Source organism: Streptomyces sp. NPDC059897, assembly GCF_042730865.1.
In the GTDB taxonomy this organism is placed as follows: domain Bacteria; phylum Actinomycetota; class Actinomycetes; order Streptomycetales; family Streptomycetaceae; genus Streptomyces.
Genome location: NZ_JBHWKQ010000009.1, coordinates 65930 through 77541, shown reverse-complemented (window position 1 = coordinate 77541; position 11612 = coordinate 65930). Strand labels below are relative to the sequence as shown.

10 protein-coding genes are annotated in these 11612 nt (G+C 71.0%); 1 reads left to right on the top strand and 9 read right to left on the bottom strand.

Annotated elements, in window-relative coordinates; all coding sequences use genetic code 11:
• Positions 1 to 301: 301 nt before the first annotated feature.
• The 7 genes from pheA to ACFV9W_RS12765 all read right to left on the bottom strand — a co-directional run bounded on the left by pheA (position 302) and on the right by ACFV9W_RS12765 (position 7509).
• Positions 302 to 1237, bottom strand: coding sequence for a prephenate dehydratase (pheA, locus tag ACFV9W_RS12795; RefSeq protein WP_385758893.1), 936 nt, complete (start codon positions 1235 to 1237; stop codon positions 302 to 304).
• A 115-nt stretch (positions 1238 to 1352) separates the two neighbouring features.
• Positions 1353 to 2654 (bottom strand): iron uptake transporter deferrochelatase/peroxidase subunit, encoded by a 1302-nt coding sequence (gene efeB, locus ACFV9W_RS12790; protein ID WP_385758890.1) that lies wholly within the window; start codon positions 2652 to 2654, stop codon positions 1353 to 1355.
• Between the two features lie 7 nt (positions 2655 to 2661).
• Entirely contained in the window at positions 2662 to 4575 is a 1914-nt protein-coding gene (locus ACFV9W_RS12785) for a copper resistance protein CopC (protein ID WP_385758887.1), read from the bottom strand.
• 16 nt (positions 4576 to 4591) lie between these two features.
• Positions 4592 to 5056, bottom strand: coding sequence for a copper chaperone PCu(A)C (locus tag ACFV9W_RS12780; RefSeq protein WP_385758884.1), 465 nt, complete (start codon positions 5054 to 5056; stop codon positions 4592 to 4594).
• Complete coding sequence (locus ACFV9W_RS12775; protein WP_385758881.1) at positions 5053 to 5739, bottom strand: SCO family protein; 687 nt, start codon at positions 5737 to 5739, stop codon at positions 5053 to 5055. The genes ACFV9W_RS12780 and ACFV9W_RS12775 overlap by 4 nt, the downstream gene beginning before the upstream one ends.
• A 78-nt stretch (positions 5740 to 5817) precedes the next feature.
• Positions 5818 to 6558, bottom strand: a complete 741-nt coding sequence (locus ACFV9W_RS12770) for a YcnI family protein (protein WP_385758879.1) — start codon at positions 6556 to 6558, stop codon at positions 5818 to 5820.
• 153 nt (positions 6559 to 6711) lie between these two features.
• A complete protein-coding gene (locus tag ACFV9W_RS12765) occupies positions 6712 to 7509 on the bottom strand; it encodes a hypothetical protein (RefSeq protein ID WP_385758876.1) in 798 nt (265 codons plus the stop codon).
• Between the two features lie 191 nt (positions 7510 to 7700).
• On the opposite strand from ACFV9W_RS12765, the gene ACFV9W_RS12760 reads away from it, so the two are divergent.
• On the top strand, positions 7701 to 8159 hold the full coding sequence (locus tag ACFV9W_RS12760; protein ID WP_385758873.1) for an ATP-binding protein: 459 nt from the start codon (positions 7701 to 7703) through the stop codon (positions 8157 to 8159).
• A gap of 68 nt (positions 8160 to 8227) precedes the next feature.
• Here the strand turns inward: ACFV9W_RS12760 and ACFV9W_RS12755 are convergent, their stop codons facing one another.
• Together ACFV9W_RS12755 and ACFV9W_RS12750 are read right to left on the bottom strand one after the other, a co-directional pair.
• Positions 8228 to 9682, bottom strand: a complete 1455-nt coding sequence (locus tag ACFV9W_RS12755) for an aminopeptidase P family protein (RefSeq protein WP_385758870.1) — start codon at positions 9680 to 9682, stop codon at positions 8228 to 8230.
• 125 nt (positions 9683 to 9807) lie between these two features.
• Entirely contained in the window at positions 9808 to 11316 is a 1509-nt protein-coding gene (locus ACFV9W_RS12750) for a PP2C family protein-serine/threonine phosphatase (RefSeq protein ID WP_385758868.1), read from the bottom strand.
• Positions 11317 to 11612: the final 296 nt, after the last annotated feature.

The window sequence follows — 11612 nt, the reverse complement described above, 5'->3', positions numbered from 1 at the left end:
AAACCGCGCGCAAGCTCACTTTCGGGTGGAAATGCTTCACTCCAAAGAGTTGATCACGACAAATGCCTGGACGAAGGGTGACCTGCCGGGCTGTGGACGCATCTGGGGGCTGTGGGCCGATTTGTCGACCAACCGGCACCTTCCTGTCGACTTGTCCCCAGGTCGAGAAGGCGCCCTGTGGATAACTTCTGTGGATGAAGAAAATCCGCTGGTAGGACCGGGTGTACAGGCAAAAAGGAGCCGGATCCGGCGGTGGACAACTCTCGGATCCGGCAGGGGGCGGCCGTCTACGGCCGAGGCGTCAGAACCGGCCGTCCTGGCAGCGCGCCAGCCAGTCGGACGCCGCCACGAATTCGCCGTCCGAGGTCCCCGAGCGCGGCGGGCGCACCTCCTCGACGGCGACGCCGGCCCGCGGATACGAGCCGAGGTAGCGCACCTCAGGGCAGGCCCGCTTCAGCCCCATCAGCGCCTCCGCCACCCGGCGGTCCGTGATGTGCCCCTCCGCGTCGATCGCGAAGCAGTAGTCGCCGATGCCCGTGCCGGTGGGCCGGGACTGCAGCAGCACCAGGTTGACCCCGCGGATGGCGAACTCCTGGAGCAGCTCCATCAGCCCACCGGGGTGGTCGTCGCGCTGCCAGATGACGACCGAGGTCTTGTCCGCGCCGGTGGGCGCCGCGGGCCGGGCCGGCTTGCCGACCAGGACGAAGCGGGTCTGCGCGTTCTCCGCGTCGTGGATCTCGGTGACCAGCGGCACGAGCCCGTACTTCTCGGCCGCGAACTCGCCCGCGAAGGCCGCGTCGTAGCGCCCCTCCTGCACGAGGCGCGCGCCGTCGGCGTTCGAGGCGGCGGACTCCCAGGTCACGTCCTCGGCCAGGTGGCCCTTCATCCAGTTGCGCACCTGCGGCTGGGCGGCCGGGTGCGCGGTGACCGTCTTGATGTCGGAGATCTGGGTGCCGGGGCGCACCAGCAGCGCGAAGGTGATGTCGAGCAGCACCTCGCGGTAGATCATCAGCGGCTCGCCCGCCACCAGCTCGTCGAGGGTCGTGGTGATGCCGCCCTCGACGGAGTTCTCGATCGGCACGAACGCGGCCTCGGCCTCGCCGCTGCGGACGGCGTCGAGCGCCGCGGGCACGGACACCATGGGGACGAGTTCCCGGGTGGCCGTCTCCGGGAGCGTGCGCAGGGCGACTTCGGTGAAGGTGCCCTCGGGGCCGAGATACGCGTAGCTGGCTGGCATGGCTTCACCCTAATGCGCGGTACGGGGCCGGGCTCCCGGATGCCTCACGGGCCACCCGCGCCCGGCGACGGCCTCACCGGGCCACCCACCCAACGGCACCCCCACCGGGCCCCGCTCACCCCTCCAGCAGCGCCTGTCCCACATAGCCGCCCTTCTCGGCCCCGCCCGGCACCGCGAAGAGCCCGCTCGCCTCGTGGCGGATGAACTTCGAGAGGGCGTCGCCGCGGTCGAGCTTGCGCTGCACCGGGACGAAGCCGCGCAGCGGGTCCGCCTGCCAGCAGATGAAGAGCAGGCCCGCGTCCGGGGCGCCGTCCTCGTCGTACCCGTCGTGGTACGAGAACGGGCGGCGCAGCAGTGCGGACCCGCCGTTCTGGTCGGGCCGGGTGATGCGGGCGTGCGCGTTGAGCGGGATGACGAGGTCGCCGCTCGCGTCGGTCTTCTCCAGGTCCGGCTCGGTGGTTTCCTTGCCGCCGGTCAGCGGGGCGCCGTTCGACTTCTTGCGCCCGATGACGTGCTCCTGCGCCGCCGTCGACAGCTTCTCCCAGTCGTCGAGGAGCATCCGGATCCGGCGTACGACGGCGTACGAGCCGCCGCCCATCCACGCGGGGGATTGCGCGGAGCCGGAATCCGGCACGAAGATCCGCTCGTTGAAGTCCTTGTCGGCGGGCTTCGGGTTGCCGGTGCCGTCGACCTGGCCCATCAGGTTGCGGACCGTCATCGGGTGGGCGGTGGCGCCGGGCGAGCGGTTGAAGCCGTTCATCTGCCAGCGCAGCTTCGCCGCGCCGCCCGTGTCCTTCTGGATCGCGCGCAGCGCGTGGAAGGCGACGAGCGAGTCGTTGGCGCCGATCTGCACCCACAGGTCGCCGTTGCTGCGCGCCTTGTCGAGGTGGTCGGAGTAGAAGTCCGGCAGCGGGTCGAGGGCGGCGGGGCGCTGCTTCTCCAGTCCCGTACGGGAGAAGAAGCTGTGCCCGAAGCCGAAGGTGATCGTCAGCGACGAGGGGCCCGCGTCCCGGGCCACATCCGTGTCGTCCGATGCCGAGGGCTCGCCCGCCATCAGCCGCTCGGCCGTCGCCGACCAGCGGCGCAGCAGGGCCGCCGCCTCCTTGCGCCCGGCGCCCGCCGCCAGGTCGAACGCGGCGAGATGGCCGCGGGACTGCATCGCGGTGGTGATGCCGGGCTGATGTTTCCCGTGAAACATCACCTCGTCCGCCCCGACCGTGGTCAACGTGGTCTGTTGTTCAGGGGAGTTCGAGGACGCCACGGCATACCCCGCGCCCGCACCGACGGCGCCCAGGGCGACGCCGGTGGCACCCGCCGTCCCGATCAGGCGGCGCCGCGAGATGCCCGCGGACGGCGGGGAGGGCTCGGTGCCGCTCTTGGACCCGGCCGTGTCAGCCGTGTCGGTCGTGTCTTTCATGGGCGGGTCAGCCGATCTTCGCGTTCTTGTTGATGGTGATCTGATCGATGTCCGAGGTGCGCACGGTCAGCGCGACCTTCCAGTCGCCCGCCACGGGGATCTGCACACCGCTCGCCGTCCAGTGTCCTGTGGCGATGTGGTCGGGCACGACGGGCAGCGGCCCGATCTTCTTCGACTCCTGGGTGAGGGCGATCTTCACCTCGGGAACGTCGAAGGCCTTGCCGTTCGGCCGCTCTATGTAGAGGTGCATCTCGTTGTTTCCAGTGCGCCCGGGGTCCATCTCCAGGAGGGCGGTGCCCTTGCCGTCCGCGCCGCCGGTGTCGAACGGAAGCTTCAGCGAGAGCGGCCCGGTCTGTGCCTGCGCGGCCGAGGTGGCGGACTTGGCCTCCTCTTCCGTGCGGCCCGGCTCGGTGGACGTCAGCACGGTGGTGACGGCGAGCAGGACGACCGCGATGCCCGCCTCGACGAGCACCGAGCGGCGCAGTCCGAAGCGGTGCGGATCGGCGTCGCGCACCCGCTTCTCGCGCGCGCTCGCCATCGCGGCGCGCTGCCGGGCGAGTTGGGCGGCGCGCTTCGGGTCCGTGCCCGCACCCGCGGCGGCCACGGAGACCGGCTCCTTCTCCTCGGCGACCTCGGGTACCTCGGATACCTCGGACGCCCGCTGCTGGGCTGGTACGGCGGCCACGGTCTCGGAGAGCCGCCCCGTCCACTTCCGGGAGATCCAGGCGACGCCGACGAGCACGGCGACGAGCCCGACCTTCACCATCAGCAGCTGCCCGTACGACGTCCCGGTCAGCGCCGACCAGGAGCCGACCTGGCGCCACGACTGGTAGAGCCCGGTCGCGACGAGGACGAGGACGCTGCAGAAGGCGACCCGGGAGAAGCGGCGCACCGCCGAGCCCTCGATCGTCGGCACCCGGTACAGGGCGACGAGCAGCGTGGTCAGCCCGCCGAGCCAGGCCGCGACGGCCAGCAGGTGCAGCACGTCGACGGGCATCGCGATGCCCGCCTGGAGGCCGGTCGAGGCGTGCTCGGCCATGGCCCAGGTGGCGGCGAGCCCGGCCGCGACGACGCCGCCGCCGACGGAGAGACCGAAGGTGAGATCGTTCCGCTCCTCGGCCTCCTCGTCGGTGTTCTCGTTCTTCTTCGCGTACGCCCCGAAGAGCACCGCGATGAAGAGGGCCGCGGCCGCGAGGAGCAGCAGCCGGGACGTGAGCGCGGCGCCGGTCTTCGTCTGCAGGACCTGGCCGAGCAGCGCCATGTCGAAGATGTCGCCGAACTTCCCGGACCCGGTGTACGAGCCGCGCGTCAGCAGCATGGCCAGGGTGGCGGCGGTGAGCGCGATCCAGGCGCCGACCACGACGCGCTGCACCGGCCTGCTGCCCGCGCCGCGCCGCCAGCATCCGAGCACGAACGCGGCGCCGCCCACGAGCAGGGCGAAGCCCGCGTACGAGACGTAGCGCGCGACGTCGTAGATCCCGCCGACGACGCCGCCGCCCGCGTTCTGGTCGGCCACCACCGCGGTGGTCTTGGACGGGGCGCCGATGGAGAAGGTGTAGGCGCCGGCGACGGGGTGGCTGTCGGCGGAGACGACCTGGTAGGCGACGGTGAACGTGCCGTCGGGCAGCCCGGAGTGCACCCCCACCGCGTAGGTGGTGCCGCCGGAGTGGGTGATCTTTCCGTCGTCGACGCGCTTGCCCGCCGGGTCGAGCACCCGGACCGAACCGTCGGAGATCGCGACGCTCTCGGAGAACGTGAGCGACACCTTCTTCGGCGCCGAGTCGACCACCGCTCCCTGCTTGGGATCGCTCCCGGTCAGGGCGGCGTGCGCGGACGCGGGCGCGGCGCCGGCCAGGAGCGCGCCGGTGACGGCGAGGAAGAGCAGCACCAGCTGCCAGGTGCGGGGAGCGATGGTCTTCACGTACGAGTCAGCCCCTTCAGTGCGAAGCGTGCGACGGGTTGTAGGTGGCGACCTTCACCGGGAAGGAGACCTTGACGTTCCCGGACTTGGCGAAGTGCAGCTGCACCGACACCTTGTCGCCCTCCGCGGGCTTGCGCTTCAGGTTCTCGAACATGACGTGGTTGCCGCCGCGTTCGAAGTCGAGCTCGCCGTTCGCGGGCACGGCGAAGGACTTCTGCTCCTTCATCACGCCGCCCTTGGTGGTGTGCAGGGAGACGGTCTGGGAGATGTCGCTGCTCACGGACGTGAGGGTGTCGGCGGCGCCCTTGTTGTGCACGGTGAAGAACCCGGCCGCCATGTCGCCGGAGGCGGGCGCGGGGATGAACGCGCCCTCGACCTTCACGTCGGGCTTGTCGGCGGCCTCGGAACCGGAGCCGCAGGCGGTCAGGGCGAGCCCCGCCGCGAGCGTGAGGGCGCCGAGGGTGATGGGCGTACGCCTCACGGCTTCTCCCCCTTGACGATCTTGGGGAGGTCCTTGGTGTAGTCGTCGACGGTGGCGTCCTCGCCGTAGAGCACGTAACCGGCGTCGTTCTTCGGCGAGAAGGCGATGACCTGCGTGCCGTGCATCGACACGAGCTTGCCCTTCTTGTCCTTCTGCGTCGGCTCGATGGAGATGCCGAGCGTGCGGGCGCTGCCCTGGATGGTGGCGAAGTCGCCGGTCAGGCCGATGAAGTCGGAGTCCTGCGCCTTGAGCCACTTGCCGAGCACGGACGGGGTGTCGCGGTCCGGGTCGGTGGTGACGAAGACGACCTGCAGCTTGTCCTGCTCGGCCTTGGGCAGCGCCTTCTTGGCGACGGCGATGTTGCTCATCGTCAGCGGGCAGACGTCGGGGCAGTGCGTGTAGCCGAAGTAGATCAGCGTCGGCTTGTTCTTGGTCTGCTCGCGCAGGTCGAACTTCTTGCCGTGGGTGTCGGTGAGGACCAGGTCCGGCTTCTTGAACGGCTTGTCGAGGACCGTCGCGGCCTTCTGCGAGCCGCCGGAGTCGGAGGACACCTCGGCGACCGGCTTGCCGCTGTCGTCGCCGCTGCCGCAGGCGGACAGGGCGAACGTCGCGACGGTGACGAGCCCGACCGCGGCCAGCAGGCTCTTCCTGTTGAGCTTCGTGTTCTTGCGGGGGTTGCGCATAGAAAAATGTCCCAGATGTGAGGTGGCCGGCGGGCGCCGGGGTCGCCCACCGCGACCCCGACACCCACCGAAGGTGGCTCAGCTGTTGGTACGCCGACGACCCGCCGTGACGCCGAACGCCACACCGGCGGCGCCGACGACGATGCCGACGATGCCGAGGGTCCGGGCGGTGGTGTCGCTGCCGGAGCCGCCGGAATCCGTGGTCGCGGCCGCGGCCTCCTTCTTGGCGCCGTCGTCGGAGGCGCCCGAGGCACCGTGCCCGTCCTCCGCCGCGGCGGAGAGCTCAAGGGCCGGAGCCGGGAACTCCGGCTCCTCCTGCCCCTTCTGCTGCGGCTCGATCCAGCGCACGACCTCCTTGTTGTCGTACGTCTGGAGCGCCTTGAAGACGAGCTGGTCGGTGTCGGTCGGCAGCTGTCCGATGGACACCGGGAACTTCTGGAAGTAGCCGGGCTGCACGCCCTTGTCCTTCTCCGAACCGGTCGCGGTCCAGGTGACCTTGGAGACGGCCTCGGTGATCTTCTCGCCGTGCATCTCCATCGGCTTGTCGAGCTTCGACTTGGTGACGTCGGCCTTCCAGCCCGGCACGGGCTCGGGCATCACCGAGGCGAGCGGGTGCTCGGTCGGGAAGTTGATCTCGACCTTGGTGGTCGCGGCGTCGTCGCGCTCGTTGGGCACCTTGAAGTCGACGACGGCGTAGTCGCCCTTGGCGGCCTCGCCCTCCGGCTGCACGCTCACGTGCGCGAAGGCGGGGGCGGACACGAGGACGACGGAGGAGACGGCGGCGGCACCGACGAGAGCGGCGCGGGACATCTTCTTCATGACAGGGAGAACTCCACGTTCAGCGGGATCCAGCGAGAGGTGAGGGGCGCGACCGCGGAACACCGCACTACGTAGGCGGCGAACAAGCGGGTACGCGCGCGTGCCGCACGGCACGGCTCACCCCCGCAGTACGCGGTGGAGTGTGCGTGCCGTTCAGGCAGCGAGAAGGAACGCGTCGGCCGCGGGCGGCCCGCGCCGGCTCACCGAGTGCTGAAGTGCCGCAGCCCGCAGCGCCGGTGGTGCGGCGAAGGCGGCACGAGCGACGCGCGGCATCCCGGGCGCACCGAAGAGCCCGGCCCTGAGAGCGCGTACGAGGCCGAAGGCGGCCCGCAGCGAACGCACGGGCGCCGCGAGGGCGACGCTCTGCGCGGACACCCGCGAGAGCCGCACGATCCGGCTCAGGGCGAGGTCGCCGTGGCGCAGCAGCCAGCCGGCGCCGGCCGCGGCGAGCAGGTGCCCGAGCAGCATCGGCAGGGACGGCAGCAGCGACATCGTGGAGTCGGCCGCGCCCGCCATGTGGTGCGCCTGTCCGGAGCCGGACGGCACGCGCGCGTTGTCGAGGATTCGCTGGGCCTGCGCCGGGCTGAGCGTCGACGCGCCCGCCCCGCACATGAGCCGCGCGGCCTGCTCGACCGCCGAGGGCCGGCCCGAGGCGACGGCCGTGTTCATGGCGTGCTGCTGGCCGAGCCCGAAGAGGCTGTGCAGTGCGATCTGCCCGGCCCCCAGCGTGGCGGCGATGCCCGGCAGCGACCGCTCGCGTCCCGTCAGCGGCAGGGCCACACAGAAGACGGCGAGGAAGCCGAGCGACAGCGTCCACAGGGGGACGGTGGCCGTCGAACCGAGGACGTGCCCCGCCGCGGACAGCATGACGCAGACCGCGGCGAACACCGCGGCCCTGAGCAGCCGGAGATCGGCCGCGCTGCGCGCCTGGCGCTCGTGGGGGGCAGACATGGCGGCCTCATCATCGCACTGGCTTCACACGCTCCATACGGCAGGTCCGCAAGGTCGCAAATCTCCCGTACACCGATGACCCCCGTATGCGCGTCGGCCGTATGGGCGTCATCACGTCAACTGAGCGATTGCGCCGGGCCGGTGGTGGCAATACGTATCGGTATGTCGAGTCGCGGCCGGGAGGCGGGAGCATGAGCATCTGGTGGTCCCTCCATCTGCGGCGCGACGCCGCGAGCGTTCCGCTCGCCCGGCGCCTCCTCATGGGCACCATGGAGACCGCGGGCGTCGACCCCGACGTCTCCTACGACCTGTCGGTCGCGCTCAGCGAGGCGTGCGCGAACGCCGTGGAGCACGGCGGCGCGGCGACGAGCGAGGCGTCGGACGGGTTCCGGGTCACCGCGTACCTGGACGGCGAGCTGTGCCGCATCGAAGTGGCCGACACCGGCCCCGGCTTCACCGCGAGCGGTGGCCGCGCGGCGGTGGCGGTCCGCCCGGCGCCCGACTACGCGGAGCACGGCCGCGGCCTGTGCCTGATCCAGGAACTGGCCGACCATGTGCACTTCGTGAACAGACCCGGCAAGGGCGGCGCCGTGGTCAGCTTCGACAAGATCCTCAAGTGGCGGAAGGACGCGCCGCTGATGGCGGTGTGAGCGGGTTTCGCGCAACAAGTAGGGGCCGCACTTGGGAAGTGCGGCCCTACTTGTCGCGTTTTGGCTGCTCAGCCCTTCAGGCGGGCCATCCACGCCTCGACCTCGTCGGCCTTGCGGGGCAGACCGGACGACAGGTTCTTGTTGCCGTCCTCGGTGACGAGGATGTCGTCCTCGATGCGGACGCCGATGCCGCGGTACTCCTCCGGCACGGTCAGGTCGTCGGCCTGGAAGTACAGACCGGGCTCGACCGTGAGCACCATGCCGGGCTCAAGCGTGCCGTTCACGTACGCCTCGGTGCGGGCCACCGCGCAGTCGTGGACGTCCATGCCGAGCATGTGGCCGGTGCCGTGCAGGGTCCAGCGGCGCTGGAGGCCCAGCTCCAGGACGCGCTCGACCGGGCCCTCGACCAGGCCCCACTCGACGAGCTTCTCGGCGAGCACCCGCTGCGCGGCGTCGTGGAAGTCCCGGAACTTGCCGCCCGGCTTCACGGCCGCGATACCGGCCTCCTGGGCCTCGTACACGGCGTCGTAGATCTTGCGCTGGAGCTCGCTGTACGTGCCGTTGATCGGCAGCGTGCGGGTGACGTCGGCGGTGTAGTACGTGTGCGTCTCCACGCCGGCGTCGAGGAGGAGCAGGTCGCCGGAGCGGACCGCGCCGTCGTTGCGGACCCAGTGCAGCGTGCAGGCGTGCGGGCCCGCGGCGCAGATGGAGCCGTAGCCGATGTCGTTGCCCTCCACGCGCGCGCGAAGGAAGAACGTGCCCTCGATGTAGCGCTCGGAGGTGGCCTCGGCCTTGTCGAGCACCTTCACGACGTCCTCGAAGCCGCGCACGGTCGAGTCGACGGCCTTCTGCAGCTCGCCGATCTCGAACGCGTCCTTCACGACGCGCGCCTCGGAGAGGGCGACCTTCAGCTCCTCGTCGCGCTCGGCGGTGACCTTGTCGGTCAGGGCGGCCTCGATGCCGGCGTCGTAGCCGCGCACCACGCGGGTGGGGCCGGAGACCTCGCTCAGGGCGTCGGCCAGCTCGCGCACGTCGGAGGCGGGGATGCCGTAGTGCTTCTCGGCCTCGGACAGGGAGTGGCGGCGGCCCACCCACAGCTCGCCCTGGCCGTCGAGCCAGAACTCGCCGTTGGCGCGGTTGGAGCGCGGCAGCAGGTAGAGCGTCGCGTCGTGGCCGCCGGCCTTCGGCTCCATGACGAGGACGCCGTCCTCCGTCTGGTTGCCGGTCAGGTACGCGTACTCGACGGAGGCGCGGAAGGCGTACTCCGTGTCGTTCGAGCGGGTCTTGAGGTTGCCCGCGGGCACCACGAGGCGCTCGCCCGGGAAACGGGCGGACAGGGCGGCACGGCGGGTGGCGGTCTCGGCGACCTGGGCGATGGGCCGCAGGTCGTGCAGCTCGGTGTCGGCCCAGCCGGACTTCATGTTCTCGGCGAGCTCGTCGGACACGCCCGGGTAGAGGCCGTTCTTGCGCTGCTTGATGGGCTCCTCGGACTCCGGGGTCTCCGGGGTGAGCTCCTCCGACACAGTTCCTCCTCGACGCGGCGGGCCCGGTGAAATGCCCTGGATGCGGCAGTGGACCCACTCCATCGTACGAGCGTACGGAAGGGGGTCCAGGGCCGGAGGACCTGTTACGCAGAGCGCCCCGGAGGTCACTCGAAGCGCGCCGCGAGCAGCACCACGTCCTCCTCGCTCTCGACCGCGTCGAGGCCGTCCGGGAGCACCGCCCGCAGCACGTGGTCGGCGATCGCCCCGGGGTCGTCACGGATCGCCTTGGGCACGGCGGAGGCGGCCGCGTGCAGCCGGGCGAACGCGCGGTCCATGGGGTCGCCGGTGCGGCGCAGCAGGCCGTCCGTGTAGAGCAGCACGGTCTCGCCCGGCTCGGGGGTGATCTCCACGCTCGGCGCCTCCCAGCAGGCGAGCATCCCGAGCGGCGCGGAGAGCGTCGTCTCGGCGTACTCGGTGCGCCGCTCGCCGATCACCAGGGGCGGGCTGTGCCCGGCTCCGGCGAGGACGATCTTGCGCTGCGCGGGCTCGCAGTAGGCGAACAGGGCGGTCGCGCTGCGCGCCGGCTCGGTCAGGCGCAGCAGCAGCTCCAGGTCGGACAGGACCGCCACCGGGTCCTCGCCCTCCATCACCGCGTACGCCCGCAGGGAGGCGCGCAGCCGGCCCATCGCGGCGACCGCGCTCGCGCCGGAGCCGCTGACCGAACCGACCGCGAGCCCGAGCGCCCCCTCGGGCAGCGGCAGCGCGTCGTACCAGTCGCCGCCGCCGCGCGGCCCTGTGCGGTGCCGCGCGGCGAGCTGCACCCCGGAGACCCGGGGCAGGCGCGGCGGCAGCAGCTCCTCGGCGACGGTGCGTGACCACGCGCGCGTGGTCTCCAGTTCCAGGAGGCGGGCGAGGTGCTCGGTGGCGTAGCGCGTGTAGAGGCCGATGAGGTGGCGCTGGCGCTCGACGGGTTCGGCCGGTTCGTCGTAGAGCCAGACCGCGGCGCCGAGCCGGCCGGCCTCCTCGGTGGCGAGCGGCATCGTGTAGCTGGCGGCGTATCCCAGGCGCGCGGCGACCTCGCGGTGGCGGGGGTCGAGCCCGTCCTCGGCGAGCAGATCGGCGTGCGCCTCGGGCTCGGCGGACAGCCCGTCGAGGATCCGCCCGTACGCGGTGGAGTCGCGCGGCACCGTCTCGATGTGCCCCAGGTCGGGCCTGGACAGGCCGAGGCCGACGGTGGTGTCGGGGCCGCGGCCGTCGCCCGGTTCCAGGACGACGAGTCCGCGCCGGGCGCCCACCAGGGCGGCTCCGGCGCGCAGCAGTTCGTGCAGTGCGTCCTCGAGTGCGGCCGTGCGGGCCAGACGTTCCGTGAGTTCGTGCAGCGTCGTGAGATCGGAGACCCAGCCAGCGAGCCGGTCCTGGATCACGGCTCCGGGTGCCACCGCGGAGGGTGTGACCTGCGACACGGGGGGAGCGGGCGTGGTGCTGGGGGCTGGAGAGGGAACCTGTCCAGGAGGGGAATCGATTCCGGCCACTTTCGGCAGGCGCGGGGTTGTCATGGCTTCCGGCTTTCCGACCGGTGCATATTGCTCTTTAGCATCGCAAACCCCCATGTCATTCTGCGCCGCTAGCAATGCCTCCACATGTACACGGACTCGTTGGGGGATGTCCAGCATTGTCCAGCCGGGATTCCTGGTGTCTGCCGTGGTCAAACGGCATCCGAGGAAAAACGATCTTTGTTCTCATATGTGATCCCACTCCGATCCCGAGCCGATCCTGATCGTTCGAAGATGGCCAAAAACTGCCTGAGGGAAGCGCCCATTGCGGTCGACTGGCATTGTTCAGCTGTGGTCGACAGAGCGTCATGGCGGCCGTGATGGGTACGTAGTCGGTGAAGACCAGGGGCAGTTGGGATCCGCCCGGAACCTGGTGACGGAACCGGGCGTCATAACCATCGGCGACCGAGTCCCAT

Bases quoted from the DNA above. Each gene is read 5' to 3' on its own strand.
- pheA (WP_385758893.1), bottom strand. From the start codon at position 1,237: ATGCCAGCCAGCTACGCGTATCTCGGCCCCGAGGGCACCTTCACCGAA.
- efeB (WP_385758890.1), bottom strand. From the start codon at position 2,654: ATGAAAGACACGACCGACACGGCTGACACGGCCGGGTCCAAGAGCGGC.
- ACFV9W_RS12775 (WP_385758881.1), bottom strand. From the start codon at position 5,739: ATGCGCAACCCCCGCAAGAACACGAAGCTCAACAGGAAGAGCCTGCTG.
- ACFV9W_RS12770 (WP_385758879.1), bottom strand. From the start codon at position 6,558: ATGAAGAAGATGTCCCGCGCCGCTCTCGTCGGTGCCGCCGCCGTCTCC.
- ACFV9W_RS12765 (WP_385758876.1), bottom strand. From the start codon at position 7,509: ATGTCTGCCCCCCACGAGCGCCAGGCGCGCAGCGCGGCCGATCTCCGG.
- ACFV9W_RS12760 (WP_385758873.1), top strand. From the start codon at position 7,701: ATGAGCATCTGGTGGTCCCTCCATCTGCGGCGCGACGCCGCGAGCGTT.
- ACFV9W_RS12750 (WP_385758868.1), bottom strand. From the start codon at position 11,316: ATGCTGGACATCCCCCAACGAGTCCGTGTACATGTGGAGGCATTGCTA.